This window comes from Kitasatospora sp. NPDC006697 (assembly GCF_042869935.1).
GTDB lineage: Bacteria > Actinomycetota > Actinomycetes > Streptomycetales > Streptomycetaceae > Kitasatospora.
This window is the reverse complement of sequence record NZ_JBIAGU010000003.1, coordinates 382,497-401,334: the sequence shown is the minus strand read 5'-3', so window position 1 is coordinate 401,334 and position 18,838 is coordinate 382,497. Positions and strand designations below refer to the sequence as shown.

Sequence of the window (18,838 nt, the reverse complement as noted above, 5' to 3'; positions counted from 1 at the left end):
ACTGCTGGTCAGGAGAGCAGCAGGACGCGGTCCCAGACCGGATCCTCGGTGCCGGAGAGCGCGGTGATCAGGGCGGCCGCGACGCCGGCGGCGCCTTCGAGGATGCCGGGGTTCTCCTCGGGGTGCGGGTCCGGGGTGAGGTGGGGGTAGCCGTAGCGGGTGCCGGGGTCCCAGTCGGCGGCCAGCCGGACGGCGAGGACCAGGCAGTGGCCGAGCAGGGCGGGGTCCGCGCTCTGCCGGGCGAGGCGCCAGAGGCCCTGCAGGTAGCCCGCTTCGCCGTGGCAGACGGTGGGGCCGAGCAGGTCGCCGGGGCGGGCGGCGACGGCGTGGGCGGCGGCCAGGGCGAGGCGGGACCAGGCGGGCTCGCCGGTGACCCGGGCGGCGCGCAGCAGGGCGTTGGCGATGCCGACCGAGCCGTAGCACCAGGCGGCGGTGCGGGGCGGGGGCGACGGGGTGCGGGGGCGGCCGGCGGCGCGGGCCAGCTCCTCGTCGAGCGGCAGGCGGGGTTGCCAGTACGGGCCGTGGGCGTCGTGGTCGGCCCGGGCGGTGAGCCAGTCGGCGATCCGGTGGAGGGCGGCTGACTGGCCGTCGGCCGTGATGCCGAGTTCGGTGCTGCGGGCCAGCAGGGCGAGCGGGCCGGCGATGCCGTGGGCGGTGCCGAGGTTGAGGTCGCCGCGCGGGAAGCGGGCGCGGTCGGTGTCGGTCGGCTGGCGGTGGGCGGGGACCCACCAGCCGGGCACCCGGTGGCCGTCCAGCCGGACCGGGCGGCTGATCGCGACGAGGTGGGCGAGGGTGGCGCGCAGGGCGGGTTCGGCGGCGGTGCGCTCCTCGGCGTCGCCTTCGGTGACGGCGCTGAGCAGCACCCGGCCGACGCCGGTGACGCCGGTGACGGCGTCGTAGTCGGCCCAGCAGACGCCGGGGGCGGTGGACGGGGCGGCCAGGCCGGCGAGTTGCGCGGCGGCGACGTGGGCGGTGAGGGTGCGGCGCAGGCCCGGGTAGTGGCCGCCGATCCGGGCCGCCGACTGGACGGCCGCCAGCACGGCGGCCGGACCGTGCTGCACGCCGTGCGAGGTGGTCCCGTTCAGGGCCTTGGCCGCCGCGGCCAGCCGGGCGTGCAGGGCGGGCAGCCAGGCGGAGTCGTGGCGGGCCAGCTCGGCGAGGAACAGGGCGACGCCCGCGCCGCCCTCCAGGGCGGCCGCGGGGGCGCTCGGGTGCGGCTCCGCGACGAGGGCGCGGGCCACCCGGTCGACGGCCTCGCCGAGCCCGGTGATGGCGGGGGCGGTCATCGCTGGTGCCTCCTGCGGTCGGCGTTTCCGACCACGCAGGCGCGGGCCAGGGTGTGGGCGCGCTCCTCGGACTCCCGGTCGGGTCCGAGCAGGCGGTTGCAGGACATGTGGAGCAGGCTGGTCAGCACGCCGGGCAGCGGCGACCAGTCGGTGCCGCCGGCGGCGAGTGCATCCAACTGCTCGCGGTAGGTAAGCAGTTCGGCGGCCTGGTCGGCCAGCGCCTGGGCCAGTTGTGCGCCGAGCGGGTGCTCGGCCAGCGCGGGCCAGCCGCCGGCCGGGTCGATCAGCCGCAGCCACTGCGCCCGGTGGGCCCGGAAGCCGGCGGGCAGTCGGCGGTCGGCGGGGAGGCCGGCCAGCCAGGCGGCGGCCGGCTCCTGGTGGCGGGCGGCCCGGGCTCCGGTGGCGGGCGGCGGGCCGAAGGCGTGGGCGATCGCGGCGAGCGAGAGCGCACCCAGGGTGGGCGGGTCCCACGGCAGGTCGCCGGCCCGGGCGGCGGGCTGCCGGGCGATCCGCAGCAGGGTGAGCGCGGTGCGGCTGTCGGCGGCGAAGAAGCGCTCGGCGGCCTCCTGGGCCTCGGGCCCGCCGTAGCGCTCCCACTCCGGGTCGTAGCCGTCCAGCACGAACCGGCCGACCAGCCCCTCGGCCGACCATCGCCGGACCGCCGCGTGCAGCGGCGGCAGCAGCTCCGGCCAGAGCCGGTCGGCGGGGCCGTGGAAGCGCAGCCGGAGGTGGTCGTCCGGGTCGCGGAACCGGATGAAGAACCAGCGGTCTATCAACTCACGCGTGGAGTCCGGGAGTTCGGTGAGGAAGCGGGGCAGCTGCTCGGCCAGGAAGGTGTCCGTCTGCCGGGTGGCGAGGTAGAGCTTGGCGTACAGCCACTCGCCGCCGGGCTCTGTCAGCCGCCGGCCGCCGCTCCGAACTCGCGCTGTGCTCAACGGCGTTGGAGCCGACTCGCGGACGAAGGCCAGCGCCAGCTCGCACTGGCGCGGCTGCCCCTCGGCGTCCCGCAGCCAGCCGTTGGCCCGCTGCTCGCCGCCCGGCAGCTCGACCGCGAGCAGGTCGGGCTCCTTGGCCACGGCCTCGCGCAGCAGTTCGCGGTGCCAGGGCTCGGCCAGGTCCACCGGCAGCCGCAGGTCGGCCATGGTCAGCACCAGCTGCCGCGGCGCCCGCCAGCGCTCCCGCCAGTCGCGCACCGCCTCGGCCCAGTCGGCGGGCTCCAGCTCGGTCTGCTCGCGCAGTTCGTCCAGCCGCCAGGCGGCGGGGGCGAGCACGGTGCGGCCGTAGCGCACCCGGGGCAGGAACGGGGCGCTCGCGGCCGGACCCCAGTTCCAGAGCGCGTACGGGCGTTGGGCGTCCCGGCCGACCTCGATCAGGAACCGGGCGGCGTTCGGCGCCTGGCTGCGCGGGTCGATCGAGTGGTGGGCGTGCGGCAGCAGCCGGCGCCCGGTCGGCAGGTGCACCAGGTAGAGGTGGTCGATGGTGGCGGCCACGCCGATCTCGTCCAGCCGCACGGCGGTCGCGGCCGGGTCCGGCGGCAGTCCGATCGCCACCTCGTGGGTGGCGGTGCGCGGGCTGTTGGCGACGTTCAACGCCCGCGTGAGCCTGGGCTGGTAGGCCACGGCGAGGTGGATCGCGTCCGGCTGCTCGGGGAAGGCGAAGGCGGCCAGCTCCCGGTGGACCGGGCCGGCCAGTCCGGCGAACCGGCCGAAGGTGGCCCCGGCCTCGAGCGGCCCCGGTCCGCCGCCGCCGACCAGCAGGAACTCGCCGGCGGCCAGCGCCGGTTCGTCCTCGGCGACCAGGGTGCAGAACAACTCGCAGGATTGCGGCAGCAGTTCGCGGTCCGGCTCGCCGGGGGCCAGGCGGTCCAGCAGTTCGTCGTCAAGTACCACCTCGCGGGCGCCGTCGCGCACCGCGGCGGCCGCCAGCCGGCCGAGCAGCAGCTCCAACTCCCGTGCCGGACGCGGCGGCTGCTCCTCTGAGCGGGCGGAGGGCGGCCACTGGTAGCCGGCCGGCGCGCCGAGGCCGGCGGTGTCGTCCAGCACCTCCGGCACCGGGACCACCCGGTCCAGGCCGTACCGGCCCAGGAAGTCGCGGTGGTAGCCGCGCAGCGGTCCCTGGCCGGCCGCCGAGAGCCGCCAGAGCGCGCCCAGCCCGCGGACCGCCTCCTCGGCCACGGTGTGCGGCAGCCGCAGCTCGGCGCCCAGCGCCAGGTCGACGTGGACCAGCCGGTCGGCGTCGGCCAGTCGGCGCATCCGCCGCTCCAGCGCGGCCAGCGCGGCGGCGCGCTCGGCGAGGGCGGCCGCCGGGTCGAGCCCGGCCGCCGCGTCGTAGCGGTCGCGGTCGGCGGCGATCGCGAGCAGCGCCGTCCGCAGCGGCAGCGGCCGTCCGGCGGAGCGCTCGGCGTCGGCCAGCACGCCGAGCACCCGGGTGAGCGGGTCCCCGCCGTCCAGCACCGGCCGCAGGCCCGTGATCAGGAACTCCTGGCGGACCAGGGTGGCCAGCAGCGCGGCGGTCGCGCCGGGCGGGGCGGCCGGGAAGCGCCGGTCCAGCTCGGCGGCGGCCGCCCCCGCGGTGGTGGTCCCGGTGGCGGCCAGCTCCAGCGCGGCGGCGACCACCGGCGTGAGCCGCACCGAGACCTCGCTGCGGTTGCTCTCCCCCGCCGCGGCACCGGGGTTGGACGGGGCGGCGGTCACCAGCCGGCCGCCGCGCGCGACCGTTCCGGCATGCACGTGCAGGGTCAGGTGGGGCAGCAGTTCGGGGTCCTGCTCGACCTGCTGGACCAGCCGCAGCAGCCAGTCCAGGTCGACCCGGGTACGGGTGCGCGCCGGGCCGGACCAGGACACCTTCGGCGCCGGGCCCTCGGCCGCGCCGGCCAGGGCGACCGGGGCGACGCCGGCGAACAGGCCGAACGGGGTGCAGCGGGACCGCAGGCGGATCTCGTAGCGCAGCACGGAGGCGGCGGCCCGGCGCAGTTGGGCGTCGGTGCGGCCGGCGAGCCCGGTGGGGCGGGTGCTCGCGGCCAGCAGCTCGGCCAGGGTGGGGCTGGCGATCCGCAGCGCGTCCAGGAAGCCGGGGTCGCCGGCCGCGCCGCGCAGCAGCCGCTCGCAGGCCGCGCGGTCGGTGGGGGCGGCGGAGGCGGCGGCCTCCGCCCAGCCGGCGCGCTGCCGGTGGCCGCGGGCCGGGGCGCGCAGCAGGGCGACCGGGGCGGCGCGGAAGAGCGGCTGGGGGGCGGGCGGCAACGGCATCTGCGGCAGTCCCTCGGTGGTGGTCCGGAGGCGTGGTGGGCGGCGGAGTCCGTGAGCCCTCAGCCGCGGGCTCCGTCGCACGCATGGCGTGGACGGAGCCGTTCGGCGGCCGTGATCAGCAGCACCAGGTCGGGTAGCAGGACGCACAGGTGATGGAGGTGAACCGGGACTCGGCGGCGTTGGTGTCGTCGAGCTCGATCCGGACGTCGAGGTCGAAAAGGTCCTCGACCTCGAGGACGTCCTCGGTGACGGGCAGCGTGGCGGTGCTCATATCAGCCTCCTGGATTGGTGGTTGGAGCTTCGGGCCGTGCAATGAGGAGTCTCGCCAAGCGGTCTGGAGCGGTGCTGGAGGGCGTCCGAAGCCCATGGCCACCCGGCGGTCCGGACCGGCGGCGGGTGGCGGATGATGGAGGCAGCGACGGTGAGGGGCGAACGTGATGAGCGACAGCGGGTCGGAATCGGTGCTTCAGGAGCCGGCGCTCCAGGAGGCGGGCCCTCAGGAGGCGAACTTCCAGGAGGCGGCTGCGCCGGAGCCCGCGGCAGGCGCACGCCGCCGGCGTTCGACCGCCCGACGGCTGGCCGTGGCGGTGCTGATCCTGCTGGTGCTCTGCCTGCCGCCCTGGTGGACTCTGCTCGGCCCCCGCGCCGACTGGCCGCTGCCGGTCGCCGTGCTCGGCCCGGTCGTGCTCGCCGCCTGGGTGGTCGCCTTCCCGTTCCTGCTGATCGCCGGCCACGGTCCGCGGCGCGACGACCGGGCCGCGCGGATCGCGGACACCAGCCTCGGCGTGGTCTGGGTGCTGTTCACCTGGTCGCTGCTGGGCGCCGTGGCCGGGCTGGTGCTGAGCGGCCTCGGCGCCGGCGGCACCGGCGGGGCCAGGGCCGTCGCCGCGGCGGTCGCCGCGGTCTCGGCCGGGCTGCTGGCCTGGGGCCACTACGAGGCGATGCGGGTCCCCCGGATCCGCCGGCTGGACGTCCGCCTGCCGCGGCTCGGCAGCGGCCTGGACGGCACCAGGGTCGTGGTGCTGGCCGACACCCACTACGGCCCGATCGACCGCGCGGCCTGGTCGGCCCGGGTGACCGAGGCGGTCAACGCCCTGGACCCGGACGTCGTGGTGCACGCCGGCGACATCGCCGACGGCACGCCCGCGCAGCGCCGGGCGCAGTCCGCGCCGCTCGGCTCGGTCCGCTCGCGGCTGGCCAGGGTCTACGTGACCGGGAACCACGAGTACGGCAGCGAGGCCCAGGGCTGGCTGGACCGGATGGCCGAGCTGGGCTGGGAGCCGCTGCACAACCGCCACCTGGTGGTGGAGCGCGGCGGGGACTCGCTGGTGCTCGCCGGCGTGGACGACGTGACGGCCGAGTCCTCCGGGCTGGGCGGGCACCGGGCCGACCTGGCCGGGGCGCTGGCGGGGGCGGACCCGGAGCACCCCGTCCTGCTCGTCGCCCACCAGCCCAAGTACGTCCCGCAGGCCGCGGCCGCCGGTGTCGACCTCCAGATCTCGGGGCACACCCACGGCGGCCAGATCTGGCCGTTCAACTTCCTCGTCCGGCTGGACCAGCCGGTGGTGCACGGCCTGAGCCGGCACGGTGAGCGGACCCAGCTCTACACCAGCCGGGGCACCGGCTTCTGGGGGCCGCCCTTCCGGGTCTTCGCGCCGAGCGAGATCACCCTGCTCACCCTGCGCAGCGGCTGACACCCGGGGTCCGGATCACGGGTGGTACTGCTGGACGATGTTGGTGATCACGTTCTGGCCGGTGACCGTGATGAGGTACTGGTTGCCGAAGCAGCCGCCGGGCGCCTGCACGACCGAGGGGTTGTGCAGGCAGTCGTCCTGCTGCTTCATGAAGGCGTCCAGGCTGACCGGCTGCGGCGTGGCGCCGACCAGCACGTAGGTCTTGACGTCGTTGCTGAAGGTGTAGACGGCCGGGGTGCCGTAGCTGTCGTAGTGGCCGTCGTCCGGGACGTCGGGGCCGCAGATGAACTTGGTGGGCTTGGCCTTCATCCAGATCGAGGTCTGGTAGCCGTTGTCGGTGGCCTCGACCACCTGCTTGCCGGCCAGGTCCTCCTTGGCCGCCGCGGTGCAGTCCTGGCTCGGGGTGGCGCCGCCGCTCGGCTTGGCGCTGCCGGCGGGCTTGGCGGTCGCGGTCGGCTTCGCGGGGCTGGGCTTGGCGGTCGCGGTCGGCTTGGCCCCGCCGGACGGCGCGGCCGAACCGGCGGGGGCCGCGGCGCTGTTCGACGGGGCGCCGGTGGCGCCGTCGACCTCGTCGGGCCCGCAGGCGGTCAGGGCGAGCATTGCGGTGGCGGCGACGAGGACGGCGGCGGCGAGTCGGTTGGCCTTCATGGCGGGGTCCCCCCTGGGAGCGTTGGCGGTGCTGCCCGGCCGTCGCGGCCGGGCACTTGTGTCTACGCAACACGCACCGCCGCTGGTTACCCCTGTTGCGTGGCTGTGACCAGGGCCGGACGAGTCCGGGTCGTTGTCGCAGTCATGCCCGGGGGTGAACCTCCCGCTCCTACCGAAGCTGCGTCAGCACCGCGCCCAGCTGGGCCAGCGGTTCGGGACCGCAGATCCGCGCCACCACCGTTTCGGCACCGGCCGCCCCGAGCGCGCGCAGCGCCTCGGCGGCCTCCTGGGGCGTGCCGCCGGCCGTGAAGGTCTCCGCCTCCGCCCGGCCCAGCCACTGCGCGTGCCCGGCCACGGCCTCGCGCAGCGCCGGTGCCGCGGCCTCGCCGATGCCCAGGAAGGTGAACACGGTGATCGTGTAACCGGCCTCCGCACCGCCCCGCTCGGCGGCGGCGCGCACCGCGCGCAGGTCCGCCGGACCGTGGCCCTCCGTCACCAGGGTGCCCTGCGCGGCCCGCCCGGCCAGCTCCAGCGACCGCGGCGAGACCACGCCGGCGATCACCGGTGGCACCGCGTCCTTCGCCGGCGGGTGCACCAACTCCACCCCGTCGATCCGCAGTTCGCGCCCGTCCACGGTGACCCGCTCGCCGCGCAGCAGGCCGCGCACGGCGGTCAGCGTCTCCTCCAGCAGCGCCAGCGGCGACCGCGGCGCCACGCCCACCTGCCGCATCCACTCCCGCACCCCGTGGCCGATCCCGGCCACCAGCCGCCCGGGGAAGACCCGGGCCAGCGTCGCCACCTCCATCGCCAGCAGGGCCGGACTGCGCAGCGGCGCGGGCGCGATCCCGAGGCCGACCCGCAGCCGCTCGGTCGCCCCCAGCGCGACCGCCGCCGCCGAGATCCCGCCGTTCCACCCCAGGTCCTCGACCACCCACAGGTCGTCCACCCCCAGGGCCTCGGCGGCCCGCGCGAAGGCGGGCAGTCCGGCGGGGTCCCAGGAGCGGTCGAACATCACACCGATTCGAAAGGCCGTCATGGTCGCCAACTTAGCCACCTGCCAGGACGGCTGACGAACACCGGCCTCAGTCCCGCCCCTCCCTGCCGGGAGGGGCGGCCTCCCGGCCCGGCCCGGCTCAGCTCATGCGCCGAGCGCTCCCGGCTACCGCCCAGGTCCCAGCAGCCGACGCAGCGCGTTCGGCGTCTGACCGGTGTGCCGGCGCAGGGTGCGGGTGAAGTGGGCCTGGTCGGCGTAGCCGAGGTCGGCGGCGAGGCCGCCGAGGTCGGGTTCGCCGGCCTCGATGCGGTCGAGGGCGCGGCCGATCCGGACGCGGTGGCGGTAGTGGGTGACCGTGACGCCCAGTTCGCGAGGGAAGGCCCGGCTGAGGCGGTACGGGGAGGCGCCCAGCAACTCGGCGAGGGAGAGCAGGGTGCCGGCGGCGGGGTGGTCGGCGGCGATGGCCTCGCGGGCAGCCGCGACCAGGGCGCGGTCCCGGGTGGCCGCGGCGCCCGGGGTGGGGCCGGTGGCGGTGCGGGCGATGGCGGTGGCCAGCAGGGCGAGCAGCTCCTCCGCCAGGGCGTAGTCGGCGTCGCCGGAGCCGGCGGCCGCCAGCACCCGGCGGTGGGCCAGGTCCAGCGCGGGGTCCACGTAGACCGCCCCGGCCTCGGTGCGCTCGCCGGCCAGCGTGCGCCAGAGCTCCGGGGCGACGCTGATCGAGGTGCAGAGGTCGCCGCCGCACGGGTGCGCGAAGCTCTCCTCCTCCCCCGGCACGCCCAGGTAGGCCAGACTCGCGTCCAGCTCGGCCGTCACGCCCGCGCACCGGCGCCGGAACCGGCCGCGCCGGACCAGCACCACGCGGTGTCCGCCGCGGACCTCGGGCGGCGACCAGCGGGTGTGGTCGCTGCGGCAGGCGACGGCGCTGATCTCGAACTCGGGCCGGACGGCCACCGATCGGGCGGAGAGCACGCTCCGCAGCATAGGCCGCGCAAGGATGTTCAAGACCGGGCGGTGCCCCACCGGCCAGGCTCCTCGGTGTCAACGGCCGTTCACACCGTCAGGAGCCGACTCATGCCCGTCCTCCACCAGTTCGCCACCGTGGTCCTCGAGTGCGCCGACCCGGTCGCGCTCGCCGCCTTCTACCAGAAGGCCACCGGCTGGGAACTCGCCGGCAGCGAACCGGACTTCACCTCGCTCAGCGCGGGCCCCGGAACCCCGGGCCTGGCCTTCGCCCGGGTCGCCGACGCCCCCGCCCCGGACTGGCCCGGCGGCGGCGCACGCCTGCACCTGGACTTCACCGTCCCCGATCTCGACGCCGCCGTCCGCGAGTTGCTCTCCCTGAGCGCCTCCCGCCCGGACTTCCAGCCGGGCGGCACCGAGTGGACCGTCCTCACCGACCCGCAGGGGCACCCGTTCTGCCTGATCGCCGGGTGACGCGCGTGGGCCCCGCCGGTGTCGCACCGGCGGGGCCCCACGCGTCCGGGTGTCAGCCCGCCAGCAGGTGGAGGGTGTCGATGACGCGGTTGGAGAAGCCCCACTCGTTGTCGTACCAGGCGACGACCTTGATGTGGCGGCCGTCGACCCGGGTGAGGGCGGAGTCGAAGATGGAGGAGGCGGGGTTGCCGGTGATGTCGGAGGAGACCAGCGGGTCCTCCGAGTACTCCAGGACGCCGGCCAGCCGGCCCTCGGCGGCGGTGCGGTAGGCGGCCAGGACCTCCTCGCGGGTGACGTCGCGGGAGACCGTGGTGTTGAGCTCCACGATCGAGCCGACCGGGACGGGGACCCGGATCGAGTCGCCGGAGAGCTTGCCGTTCAGGCGGGGCAGCACCAGGCCGATGGCCTTGGCGGCGCCCGTGCTGGTCGGGACGATGTTGACCGCGGCGGCGCGGGCGCGGCGCGGGTCGCGGTGCGGGCCGTCCTGGAGGTTCTGCTCCTGGGTGTAGGCGTGCACGGTGGTCATGAAGCCGTGCTCGATGCCGGCCAGGTCGTCCAGCACGGCGGCCAGCGGCGCGAGCGCGTTGGTGGTGCAGGAGGCGTTGGAGACGATGGTGTGCGCCGCCGCGTCGTAGGCGTCGGTGTTGACGCCGTAGGCGAGGGTGACGTCCGCGCCGTCCGAGGGGGCGCTGACCAGGACCTTGCGCGCGCCGGCGGTCAGGTGGGCGCGGGCGGCCTCGGCGGAGGTGAACCGGCCGGTCGCCTCCAGCACGAGGTCGACGCCGAGCTCGGCCCACGGCAGGTTGGCCGGGTCGCGCTCGGCCAGCACGGCGATCCGGCGGCCGTCGACGACCAGGGTGCTGCCGTCGACGCTGACCGGGCGGCCGAGGCGGCCGGAGGTGGTGTCGTACGCGAGCAGCCGGGCGAGCGCGGTGGGCTCGGTCAGGTCGTTGACGGCGACGACCTCCAGCTTGCTGTCGCGCTCCAGCAGGGCGCGCAGGACGTTGCGGCCGATGCGGCCGAAACCGTTGATGGCGATGCGGGTCATGGGTGGTGGCCTCATCTCTTCTGTGGTGACACACCCACCCTCACTCCTGCGGCGGGCGGTCGGCAGTGGCAGGACGGCCAGGGTTCGCAAGGATCGTGCCACCCCTTCCTGCCCAGCTTCCGAGATCGTCACTCACCCCGGGTGAAGGTCCTCCGGTACTCGCTGGGCGTGGTGCCGAGGATCTGCTGGAAGTGCTGGCGCAGGTTGGTCCCGCTGCCCAGGCCCACCTCGGCGGCCACCTGCTCCACGCTCTGCTCCGAGCGTTCCAGCAGCTCACGGGCCAGGTCCACGCGGGCCCGCATGATCCACTGCATCGGCGTGTAGCCGGTGTCCTCCACGAACCGCCGCGAGAAGGTGCGCGGCGAGACGGCGGCGTGCCGGGCCAGGGTGCGCACGGTGAGCGGTTCGCCGAGCCGGTGCAGCGCCCACTCCCGGGTGGCGGCGAACCGCTCGCCGATCGGCTCGGGCACGCTGCGCGGCACGTACTGCGCCTGGCCGCCGCTGCGGTAGGGCGCGGCGACCAGCCGGCGGGCGGTGTGGTTGGAGGCGGCCACCCCGAGGTCGCGGCGCAGGATGTGCAGGCACAGGTCGATGCCGGAGGCGGCGCCGGCCGAGGTGAGCACGCTGCCCTCGTCCACGAAGAGCACGTTCTCGTCCACCCGAACCTCGGGGAACTTGGCGGCCAGCGCCCGGGCGTAGTGCCAGTGCGTGGTGGCCCAGCGGCCGTTCAGCAGGCCGGTGGCGGCCAGGGTGAACGCACCGGTGGAGATCGCGGCCAGCCGGGTGCCGCGGGCGTGCGCGGCGACCAGGGCGGCGACCACGGACGGCGGCGGGTCGTCCCGGTCGGGGTGGCGGTGGCCGGGGATGAAGACCAGCTCGGCCCAGTCCAGCGCCTCCAGGCCGTGCGCCACGTGGTATGAGAGGCCGTCGCCGCCGGCCACCGGGCCGGGCGCCGCGCCGCAGACCCGGACCTCGTAGGGCATGCTGCCGCGGGTGGAGAAGACCTGGGCGGGGATGCCGACGTCGAGCGGCTTGGCGCCGTCCAGGACGAGGACGGCGGCGCGGCGCAGCGGGCGGGAGACAGGCACCCGCCCAGGGTAGTTCGGCCGGTCAGGGCGCCGTGCGCACCCGCGGGGTGCCGGTGACGGCCATCACCAGGGAGTACACCGAGGTGCCGGCGGTGATGAAGAGCCGGTTGTTCTTGGGGCCGCCGAAGGCCAGGTTGGAGACCTCGCCGGGCACCAGCAGCCGGCCGATCAGCGTGCCGTCCGGGTCGTAGCAGTGCACGCCGTCCGCGAAGGCCGCCGCCCAGAGCCGGCCGCCGTCGTCGAAGCGGATGTTGTCGAAGCCGCTGTCGGGGGCGGCGGCGAAGACCCGGTCGCCGGTCAGGGTGCCGTCGGGCCGCAGGTCGAAGGCGCGGATCACCCGGGCCCGGCTGTCGGCCACGTACAACCGGCTCTCGTCGGGCGACAGGACGATGCCGTTGGGGCCGGCGAAGCCGTCCGCGGCCACCCGCACCTCGCCGCTGGCCGGGTCGATCCGGTAGACGTGGCAGGCGCCGATCTCGGGGTCGGCGCGGTGGCCCTCGTAGTCGCTGGTGATGCCGAAGTCGGGGTCGGTGAACCAGATCGAGCCGTCGGAGTGGACCACCGCGTCGTTGGGCGAGTTGAGCCGCAGGCCGCGGTACCGGTCGGCGAGCACGGTGATCCGGCCGTCGTGCTCGGTGCGGGTGACCCGGCGGTTGCCCTGCTCGCAGCTGATCAGGCGGCCCTCGCGGTCCAGGGTGTTGCCGTTGCTGTGGCCGGCCGGGCTGCGGAAGACGGAGACCGCGCCGGTGGTCTCGTCCCAGCGCAGCAGCCGGTCGTTGGGGATGTCGCTGAAGAGCAACTGCCGCCAGGCGGGCAGGTAGAGCGGGCCCTCGGCCCAGCGGCAGCCGTCGTACAGCAGCTCCAGCCGCAGGTCGCCGTTGGCGCACTTGCCGGTCCGGAACCGGTCGTCCAGAACCTGGTACAGGCCGTGCTTGATCGTGCCGGACATGATCTACCCCCAAGCCATGATCACCAAATGTGATTCGCTTCGACGCGAGTATGGCAGAAGCGGATATGGTTGCAACATGGCTTCGGAGAACCTGGACGGGATCGACCGCGCGCTGGTCGCGCTGCTGCAGCAGGACGCCGGGCAGGCCTACGCCGCGCTCGGCAAGGCGGTCGGCCTCTCGGCGGGGGCCGCGCACGAGCGGGTCCGCAAACTGCGCGAGCGGGGGGTGGTGCGGCGCACCACGGTGGAGGTCGACCCCAAGGCGCTCGGACTGGGCGTGCTGGCCTTCGTGATGGTGGAGTCCTCGGCCTGGATGGGGGAGTCGGCCGCGGCCTTCGCCGCGATCCCCGAGATCGAGGAGGCGCACATCATCGCCGGCGCCGCCTCGGTGCTGGTCAAGGTGCGCACCGCCACCACCGAGCAACTGCAGGACGTGCTGCGGCGGTTGTACGCCATCGAGGGGGTCAGCGGGACGCAGGCGACGGTCTCGCTGGAGACCTTCTTCGAGCGGCCGGCGTCCGCCACCCCGTAGCGGCCCAGCACCCGACAGGCGACCGGGCGTCCTTCGATTGTTTTGGCGGAGCCACCGAATATTGCGAGAAACCCAGGCCCGGCGGAGCGCAGCAGTACCGCTCTGCCGTCACACCAGCGTTGGCTGCCAGGGCGGTTGACGGACCGTCGGGTGGCCCGTAGGGTCACGCTGACATTCGGGCCAGTCGTCGAAACATTCGACGCCGGGTTCGGGACCGAGGCGGCGCGGTCCCGCCCCCCGCGGACGGCCGGCCGGATGCCGTTCCCCCATGCATCACCTGTACGTCCGATCCCCCATCCACCCCGTGGAAAGGACCACACCGGTGTCCGTCATGCCCTCCCGCGTCCTGCTCGCGGCGGTCGCCGCCGCCACTGGCGCCGCCCTGCTGCTCACCGGCCCCGGCGCCCAGGCCGGTGCCGCCGGCACCAGCCTGAAGACCCTGGCCGAGTCCGGCGGCCACTACTTCGGCACCGCCCTCACCCAGTCCAACCTGAGCAACTCCACCCTGACCGCGGTCGCCTCCAGCCAGTTCGACATGGTGACCCCGGGCAACGAGATGAAGTGGGACACCACCGAACCCTCCAACGGCAACTACAACTTCGGCCCCGGCGACCAGATCGTCTCGTACGCCAAGGCCAACGGCATGCGGGTGCGCGGCCACAACCTGGTCTGGCACAGCCAGCTGCCGGGCTGGGTCAGCAACCTGCCGTCCAACCAGGTGCAGGGCGTGATGGAGTCCCACATCACCACCGAGGCCACCCACTACAAGGGCCAGGTCTACGCCTGGGACGTGGTCAACGAGCCGTTCAACGAGGACGGTTCGCTGCGCCAGGACGCCTTCTACAACGCCATGGGCAGCGGCTACCTGGCCGACGCGCTGCGCACCGCGCACGCCGCCGACCCCAACGCCAAGCTCTACCTGAACGACTACAACATCGAGGGCGAGAACGCCAAGAGCAACGCGATGTACAACCTGGTCGCCTCGCTCAAGTCCCAGGGCGTGCCGATCGACGGCGTCGGCCTCGAGAGCCACTTCATCGTCGGGCAGGTGCCCAGCGACATGAAGGCCAACATGCAGCGCTTCACCGCGCTCGGCGTGAACGTCGCGGTCACCGAGCTCGACGACCGCATCCAACTCCCGGCCAACAGCGGCAGCCTGGCCCAGCAGGCCGCCGACTACGCCACGGTGGTGAACGACTGCCTGGCGGTCGCCGGCTGCGTGGGCGTCTCCCAGTGGGGCGTCGGCGATGCCGACTCCTGGATCCCCGGGGCCTTCTCCGGCTACGGCGCGGCCACCATGTACGACAACAACTACCAGCCCAAGCCGGCCTATTCGGCGGTGGTCACGGCGCTGGGCGGATCGAGCCCGACCCCCTCGTCCTCGCCCACCTCCTCGCCCTCGTCCTCGCCCTCGTCCTCGGCATCCCCCTCGTCCGGCCCCGGTGCCGGCTGCCGGGTGGGCGCCGTGGTCAACGCCTGGAACACCGGCCTGACCGAGAACCTGACCATCACCAACACCGGTACCACCGCGCTGAACAGCTGGTCGCTGGCGTTCACCCTGCCCGGCGGCCAGACCGTGACCTCGGCCTGGAACACCGCGATCACGCCGTCCAGCGGCGCCGTCACGGCGACCAGCCTGAGCTACAACGGCACCCTCGCCCCCGGTGCCGCCACCACCGTCGGCTTCCAGGCGACGCACACCGGCAACACCGCGGCGCCCACCGCCTTCACCCTCAACGGCACGGCCTGCACCATCGGTTGACCGTAGGCCGGCGCCCGCCTCCCGCCAGGGGGAGGCGGGCGCCGGCGCGTTTCAGCCCATGGTCTTCTGGCCGTCCAGCGCCTCGCGGATGATGTCGGCGTGCCCGGAGTGCTGCGCCGTCTCGGCGATGATGTGCAGCAGCACCTGCCGGGCCGACCAGGAGCCGTCCGCGAACCACGGCGCCTTCGGCAGCGGCTGCAGCGCGTCCAGGTCGGGCAGTTCGGCGATCAGCGCGTCGGTCCGGCGGGCCACCTCCTCGTACTCCGCCAGCACACCGGCCAGCGTCTCGCCCGGCAGCAGCCGGAACTCGTCCGCCCGCGCCGCGAAGTCCGCCTCGGTCATGCTCGCGAAGTCCGGCATCGCCGACGGGCCGACCTGGATGAACTCGGTCCACGACCGCTCGCCGTGGGTCATGTGCTTGATCAGGCCGCCCAGGCAGAGCTCGCTGTCCGTGGTGCGCCGCCCGGCCTGCTCGTCGGTGAGGTCGCGGGTGGTGAACCGCAGGAAGTTCCGCTGCTTGCCCAGCACCCGCAGCAGGTCGGCCCGCTCGCCGGTGACCGTGGTGACAGTGCTGGTGGTCTGCTCGCTCATGGTGGTTCGCCTTCCGCTTCCCGCTCTCTCGGACAGGTCCTACGCTACGGACCATTGCGGCCACTTCCTGACCGCAATGCCGGAGAGGATCGGACTCATGGCGAACACCAGCACCCGCACCCTGCGTCTGCTCTCGCTCCTGCAGACCCACCGCTTCTGGCCCGGCGAGGAGCTGGCCGACCGGCTCGGCGTCTCGCCCCGCACGCTGCGCCGGGACATCGACCGGCTGCGCGAACTCGGCTACCCCGTCGAGGCGCAGCGCGGCGTGGACGGCGGCTACCAGCTGGCCGCGGGCGCCGCGCTGCCGCCGCTGGTGATCGACGACGAGGAGGCGGTGGCGCTGGCGGTCGGCCTGCAGGCGGCGGCCGAGGGCGGGGTGGAGGGGATCGCGGAGGCCTCGGTGCGGGTGCTGGCCAAGGTCGTCCAGGTGATGCCGGGCCGGCTGCGCCGCCGGGTCGAGGCGCTGCGCGCGATGACCGTGCCGGCCGGCCTGGACTCCCCCTCCGCCGCCTCCGCCATCGACCCCGCCGAGCTGACCGCCGTCGCCCTGGCCTGCCGGGACGCCGAGCAGCTGAGCTTCCGCTACACCGACGGCGCCGGCCGGGCCTCCGAGCGCACGGTGGAGCCGCACCGGCTGGTCTGCCTGGGCCGCCGCTGGTACCTGGTCGCCTACGACCTGGACCGGCAGGACTGGCGCACCTTCCGGGTCGACCGGCTCGGCACGCCGCAGGGCGGCGGCCAGCGGTTCCGGCCGCGCGAGCTGCCGGGCGGCGGTGACTACGCGGAGTTCGTGCGCCGCAGCGTGAGCACGGCGCCGCGTCCGCACCGGGTCGAGGTGCTGGTGGACGTGCCGGCCGCGACGGCCCTCGGGCGGTACGGACGCTGGGCGGAGGTGGAGCCGGTCTCGGCCGGGCGCTGCCGGCTGCGGATGACCACCGAGTCGCTGGACTGGCCGTGCCTGGTCCTGGGCGGGCTCGGCGCCGGCTTCGAGGTGGTCTCGCCGCCGGAGCTGCGGGACCAGCTGGCGGACTGGGCGCGGCGGTTCGACCGGGCGGCCCGGCTCAGCCCTCCGGCTCCGGCCGGGGCGCCGTGAAGAAGCGGACCAGCTCCGGATCGCGGAACGAGGTGATCCGCAGGATCCGGTCCCCGGCCAGGGTCAGCACCTGGATGCCGTAGGGCTCGCCCTGACGGTGGATCACCGCGGCCGGCTGCCCGTTGGCGCGGGTCGGGGTCAGCTGCCAGGTGTCCGGGCTCCAGACCCGCTCCAGCAGGAAACCGGCCACGGCCGCGCGCCCGCGGAACCAGCTCGGTGTGGGCGGCATCTCCAGCACCGCGTCGGCGCGGAGCAGGCCGACCAGGGCGTCCGCGTCGGCCCGGGTGAAGGCGTCCACGTAGCGGTCGAGCAGGGCCCGCCCGGCCCGCTCGTCCGGTTCGGCCAGCTCCTCCTGCACCGGTCCGGCCGCGGCCAGCCTGGCCCGGGCCCGGCGCAGCGCGCTGTCCACCGCGTCGGCCGTGGTGTCCAGCAGCTCCGCCACCTCGGCGGTGTGGAAGCCGAGCACGTCACGGAGCGTCAGCACGGCTCGCTGCCGGGCCGAGAGCAGTTGCAGCGCGGCCACGAAGGCCAGCCGGATCCCGGCCCGCCCGGCCACCACGGCCGCCGGGTCGCCGCCGCCGAGCAGCGCGTCGGGCGCCGGCTGCAGCCAGTCGACGGCGGGCTCGCGCGGCGCCACCGGCGTCCGGTGGTCCTCGGCGGGCGCGCCGAGCCCGGAGGGCAGCGGGCGGCGGGCGCGGCTCTCCAGGGCGGTCAGCACCGTCCGGGTGGCGATCCGGTAGAGCCAGGTGCGCAGCGAGGAGCGGCCCTCGAAGCCCGGGTAGGCGCGCCAGGCCCGCAGGTAGACCTCCTGCACCAGGTCCTCGGCGTCGTGGATCGAGCCGAGCATCCGGTAGCAGTGCGCCAGCAGCTCGGGCCGGTACGGCTCAGCCAGGACCGAGAAGTCGGACCGGCCGACTTCGGCGTTGATGTCGTCTGCGGGCACCGGCGTCAGTCCAGCGGGGTCGCGCCGTCGGCGGTGATCCGGTACTCGGCGGCGCCGTCCCGGTCCTGCGCCGCTTCGAGCACCGCACGGGCGACCTGCTCGGCGGTGAGCACGGCCGGCATGGCCGCGACGAACGCCTCCCGGTCCACGCCCTGGCGCCGCGCGTAGCCCGCGACACCCGCCGCGCCGACGGCACCGGCCGGGGTGAGCGGCGGGAAGAGGGCGGTGAACCGGATGCCGAGGCCGGCCCGCTGCGACTCGTCGGCCCCGTAGCCGCTGAGGTGGCGCACGCCGGCCTTGGCGCTGGCGTACCCGCCGCTGAGCGGGGAGCCGTTCAACGCGGCACCGCTGGACATGGCGACCACCGTACTGCCCGGTGCCAGCGGCTCGCGCAGTGCCGCGCGGATCCAGGCGAAGGCGTGCCGGGTGTCCACCTCCCAGCTGTGGCTGAAGCTCTCCCAGCTCTGCTCCTGGACCGGCGCCACGTGCGGCACGGCGCCCGCGTTGAGCACCAGCAGGGTGGGCCGGTGGGTGCGGATCAGCTGCTCGGCCAGCTGCTCGCCGGTGGCGTCGCCGACCACGGGGGTGAAGGCGGCGCCGAGCTCCGCCTGGACGGCGGCCAGCCCGCTCCCGTCCCGGGCGATGCCGATCACCCGGTCCCCGCGGGCGACGAGCGCGGTGGCGATCGCCCGCCCGAAGCCGCGGGAGGCGCCGGTGACGATGGCGGTCTGCTGGGTGGACTGCTCGGTGGACTGATGGGTGGACATGGGGTGCTCCTCGGGTCGTGCTCGGAGTGCGGTCCCCTGGTAGACCGGCGGCGGCGCGGAAAACCGTCGCCGCCCGCCGGGGTTTTTTCCGGCTGCGCCGATCCTGTGTCGACCGGCCCCATCACCTACCCGGAGAGCCGGGGGCGACTAGAACTCGGAGGCGTACCCGGTGTCCGGAACATCGACCACCTCGACGTTCGCATCGCACTCCCGCGTCACCCGCAGCTACTCCTCGACCGTGCCGCGCAGCTGGGGGAGGTCCAGCTCCGGCCCGCTCAGCACGATCGGCAGCCGACCCGCTCCGAATACCGCTTCGGTCGGCCGGAGAAGCCCCAGAGCGCAACCCGGCCGCCGTGCACGAAGGGCACCGCAGGCGCGGGCCCGACCACGGCCGGCAAGTGCAGGCCCACCCGCCCGTGCCGCTCGCGCGGGCAGGGCGGCGCCGGCACCGAGAAGGCTGACAGCTGCGCGTCCGGCACGGTCAGCCGCAAACCCTCGTCGGCGGCGGCCCGCCGGAACAGCAGCGCGAGCGAGCGCGGGTCGGAGACCATCGGCCAGTGTCCGGTCGCCAGCTCGAAGAACCCGCCGCGTGGGTAGGCCGGCGCCCGCAGCTGCGATGGCCCCGAGCGCACCACTTGCTCCAACCGCCCGGCCACCTCCTGCCACACCCCGGTCCCGTTGAACGGCCCCACCACCAGCACGAACACGCTCATGCCCGTCTCCTTCCCTGCACTCGCACGCCGGCCTCGCCCAATACCCGCGAG

At 75.1% G+C, this 18,838-nt stretch carries 18 protein-coding genes; 5 read left to right on the top strand and 13 right to left on the bottom strand.

What is annotated here, in order from left to right; translation table 11 throughout:
• Nucleotides 1-8: 8 nt before the first annotated feature.
• The 3 genes from ACFYNO_RS07040 to ACFYNO_RS07030 all read right to left on the bottom strand — a co-directional run bounded on the left by ACFYNO_RS07040 (nt 9) and on the right by ACFYNO_RS07030 (nt 4,802).
• Nucleotides 9-1,286, bottom strand: coding sequence for a lanthionine synthetase C family protein (locus ACFYNO_RS07040; protein ID WP_388006506.1), 1,278 nt, complete (start codon nt 1,284-1,286; stop codon nt 9-11).
• A complete protein-coding gene (locus ACFYNO_RS07035) occupies nt 1,283-4,531 on the bottom strand; it encodes a lantibiotic dehydratase (RefSeq protein WP_388006503.1) in 3,249 nt (1,082 codons plus the stop codon). The genes ACFYNO_RS07040 and ACFYNO_RS07035 overlap by 4 nt, the downstream gene beginning before the upstream one ends.
• 115 nt (nt 4,532-4,646) lie before the next feature.
• Nucleotides 4,647-4,802, bottom strand: coding sequence for an FDLD family class I lanthipeptide (locus ACFYNO_RS07030; RefSeq protein ID WP_388006500.1), 156 nt, complete (start codon nt 4,800-4,802; stop codon nt 4,647-4,649).
• Nucleotides 4,803-4,968: 166 nt separating this feature from the next.
• Between ACFYNO_RS07030 and ACFYNO_RS07025 the strand changes: the two genes are divergently transcribed.
• The gene (locus ACFYNO_RS07025; RefSeq protein ID WP_388006497.1) at nt 4,969-6,225 is read left to right on the top strand and encodes a metallophosphoesterase; all 1,257 of its coding nucleotides are present in this window, start codon (nt 4,969-4,971) and stop codon (nt 6,223-6,225) included.
• A gap of 15 nt (nt 6,226-6,240) precedes the next feature.
• Here ACFYNO_RS07025 and ACFYNO_RS07020 read toward each other — a convergent pair whose 3' ends face one another.
• The 3 genes from ACFYNO_RS07020 to ACFYNO_RS07010 all read right to left on the bottom strand — a co-directional run bounded on the left by ACFYNO_RS07020 (nt 6,241) and on the right by ACFYNO_RS07010 (nt 8,836).
• Nucleotides 6,241-6,873, bottom strand: a complete 633-nt coding sequence (locus ACFYNO_RS07020) for a hypothetical protein (RefSeq protein ID WP_388006494.1) — start codon at nt 6,871-6,873, stop codon at nt 6,241-6,243.
• A gap of 169 nt (nt 6,874-7,042) precedes the next feature.
• A complete protein-coding gene (locus ACFYNO_RS07015) occupies nt 7,043-7,909 on the bottom strand; it encodes an LLM class flavin-dependent oxidoreductase (protein ID WP_388006491.1) in 867 nt (288 codons plus the stop codon).
• A 123-nt stretch (nt 7,910-8,032) separates the two neighbouring features.
• A complete protein-coding gene (locus tag ACFYNO_RS07010) occupies nt 8,033-8,836 on the bottom strand; it encodes a helix-turn-helix domain-containing protein (protein ID WP_388006488.1) in 804 nt (267 codons plus the stop codon).
• A gap of 102 nt (nt 8,837-8,938) precedes the next feature.
• Here ACFYNO_RS07010 and ACFYNO_RS07005 point away from each other — a divergent pair, with 102 nt between their 5' ends.
• On the top strand, nt 8,939-9,301 hold the full coding sequence (locus ACFYNO_RS07005) for a VOC family protein (protein ID WP_388006485.1): 363 nt from the start codon (nt 8,939-8,941) through the stop codon (nt 9,299-9,301).
• A gap of 52 nt (nt 9,302-9,353) precedes the next feature.
• On the opposite strand, the gene gap is transcribed toward ACFYNO_RS07005, so the two are convergent.
• The 3 genes from gap to ACFYNO_RS06990 form a co-directional block, all read right to left on the bottom strand.
• A complete protein-coding gene (gene gap, locus ACFYNO_RS07000; protein WP_388006482.1) occupies nt 9,354-10,349 on the bottom strand; it encodes a type I glyceraldehyde-3-phosphate dehydrogenase in 996 nt (331 codons plus the stop codon).
• A 128-nt stretch (nt 10,350-10,477) separates the two neighbouring features.
• Nucleotides 10,478-11,437, bottom strand: coding sequence for a GlxA family transcriptional regulator (locus ACFYNO_RS06995; protein WP_388006479.1), 960 nt, complete (start codon nt 11,435-11,437; stop codon nt 10,478-10,480).
• 22 nt (nt 11,438-11,459) lie between these two features.
• A complete protein-coding gene (locus ACFYNO_RS06990; protein WP_388006476.1) occupies nt 11,460-12,386 on the bottom strand; it encodes an SMP-30/gluconolactonase/LRE family protein in 927 nt (308 codons plus the stop codon).
• A gap of 91 nt (nt 12,387-12,477) precedes the next feature.
• On the opposite strand from ACFYNO_RS06990, the gene ACFYNO_RS06985 reads away from it, so the two are divergent.
• Together ACFYNO_RS06985 and ACFYNO_RS06980 are read left to right on the top strand one after the other, a co-directional pair.
• Nucleotides 12,478-12,918 carry an Lrp/AsnC family transcriptional regulator gene (locus ACFYNO_RS06985; protein ID WP_388006602.1) on the top strand — a complete coding sequence of 147 codons (441 nt, stop codon included), beginning with the start codon at nt 12,478-12,480 and terminating at the stop codon, nt 12,916-12,918.
• A 331-nt stretch (nt 12,919-13,249) separates the two neighbouring features.
• The gene (locus ACFYNO_RS06980) at nt 13,250-14,680 is read left to right on the top strand and encodes an endo-1,4-beta-xylanase (protein WP_388006599.1); all 1,431 of its coding nucleotides are present in this window, start codon (nt 13,250-13,252) and stop codon (nt 14,678-14,680) included.
• 51 nt (nt 14,681-14,731) lie between these two features.
• Here ACFYNO_RS06980 and ACFYNO_RS06975 read toward each other — a convergent pair whose 3' ends face one another.
• A complete protein-coding gene (locus ACFYNO_RS06975) occupies nt 14,732-15,271 on the bottom strand; it encodes a DinB family protein (RefSeq protein ID WP_388006473.1) in 540 nt (179 codons plus the stop codon).
• A gap of 97 nt (nt 15,272-15,368) precedes the next feature.
• On the opposite strand from ACFYNO_RS06975, the gene ACFYNO_RS06970 reads away from it, so the two are divergent.
• On the top strand, nt 15,369-16,364 hold the full coding sequence (locus tag ACFYNO_RS06970) for a helix-turn-helix transcriptional regulator (protein ID WP_388006470.1): 996 nt from the start codon (nt 15,369-15,371) through the stop codon (nt 16,362-16,364).
• On the opposite strand, the gene ACFYNO_RS06965 is transcribed toward ACFYNO_RS06970, so the two are convergent.
• From ACFYNO_RS06965 to ACFYNO_RS06955, 3 genes are all read right to left on the bottom strand, one after another.
• Nucleotides 16,333-17,307 carry an RNA polymerase subunit sigma-70 gene (locus ACFYNO_RS06965; RefSeq protein WP_388006467.1) on the bottom strand — a complete coding sequence of 325 codons (975 nt, stop codon included), beginning with the start codon at nt 17,305-17,307 and terminating at the stop codon, nt 16,333-16,335. The two genes, ACFYNO_RS06970 and ACFYNO_RS06965, sit on opposite strands and share 32 nt — an antisense overlap.
• Nucleotides 17,308-17,312: 5 nt before the next feature.
• Nucleotides 17,313-18,074 carry an SDR family oxidoreductase gene (locus ACFYNO_RS06960; protein WP_388006464.1) on the bottom strand — a complete coding sequence of 254 codons (762 nt, stop codon included), beginning with the start codon at nt 18,072-18,074 and terminating at the stop codon, nt 17,313-17,315.
• Nucleotides 18,075-18,349: 275 nt separating this feature from the next.
• Nucleotides 18,350-18,787, bottom strand: coding sequence for a hypothetical protein (locus ACFYNO_RS06955; RefSeq protein ID WP_388006461.1), 438 nt, complete (start codon nt 18,785-18,787; stop codon nt 18,350-18,352).
• Nucleotides 18,788-18,838 lie beyond the last annotated feature (51 nt).

Coding starts and splice junctions, on each gene's coding strand:
- ACFYNO_RS06975 (WP_388006473.1), bottom strand. CDS start 15,271: ATGAGCGAGCAGACCACCAGCACTGTCACCACGGTCACCGGCGAGCGG.
- ACFYNO_RS07015 (WP_388006491.1), bottom strand. CDS start 7,909: ATGACGGCCTTTCGAATCGGTGTGATGTTCGACCGCTCCTGGGACCCC.
- ACFYNO_RS06955 (WP_388006461.1), bottom strand. CDS start 18,787: ATGAGCGTGTTCGTGCTGGTGGTGGGGCCGTTCAACGGGACCGGGGTG.
- ACFYNO_RS07020 (WP_388006494.1), bottom strand. CDS start 6,873: ATGAAGGCCAACCGACTCGCCGCCGCCGTCCTCGTCGCCGCCACCGCA.
- ACFYNO_RS07005 (WP_388006485.1), top strand. CDS start 8,939: ATGCCCGTCCTCCACCAGTTCGCCACCGTGGTCCTCGAGTGCGCCGAC.
- ACFYNO_RS06970 (WP_388006470.1), top strand. CDS start 15,369: ATGGCGAACACCAGCACCCGCACCCTGCGTCTGCTCTCGCTCCTGCAG.
- ACFYNO_RS06980 (WP_388006599.1), top strand. CDS start 13,250: ATGCCCTCCCGCGTCCTGCTCGCGGCGGTCGCCGCCGCCACTGGCGCC.
- ACFYNO_RS06990 (WP_388006476.1), bottom strand. CDS start 12,386: ATGTCCGGCACGATCAAGCACGGCCTGTACCAGGTTCTGGACGACCGG.
- ACFYNO_RS07025 (WP_388006497.1), top strand. CDS start 4,969: ATGAGCGACAGCGGGTCGGAATCGGTGCTTCAGGAGCCGGCGCTCCAG.
- ACFYNO_RS07030 (WP_388006500.1), bottom strand. CDS start 4,802: ATGAGCACCGCCACGCTGCCCGTCACCGAGGACGTCCTCGAGGTCGAG.
- ACFYNO_RS07035 (WP_388006503.1), bottom strand. CDS start 4,531: ATGCCGTTGCCGCCCGCCCCCCAGCCGCTCTTCCGCGCCGCCCCGGTC.
- ACFYNO_RS07040 (WP_388006506.1), bottom strand. CDS start 1,286: ATGACCGCCCCCGCCATCACCGGGCTCGGCGAGGCCGTCGACCGGGTG.
- ACFYNO_RS06960 (WP_388006464.1), bottom strand. CDS start 18,074: ATGTCCACCCATCAGTCCACCGAGCAGTCCACCCAGCAGACCGCCATC.
- gap (WP_388006482.1), bottom strand. CDS start 10,349: ATGACCCGCATCGCCATCAACGGTTTCGGCCGCATCGGCCGCAACGTC.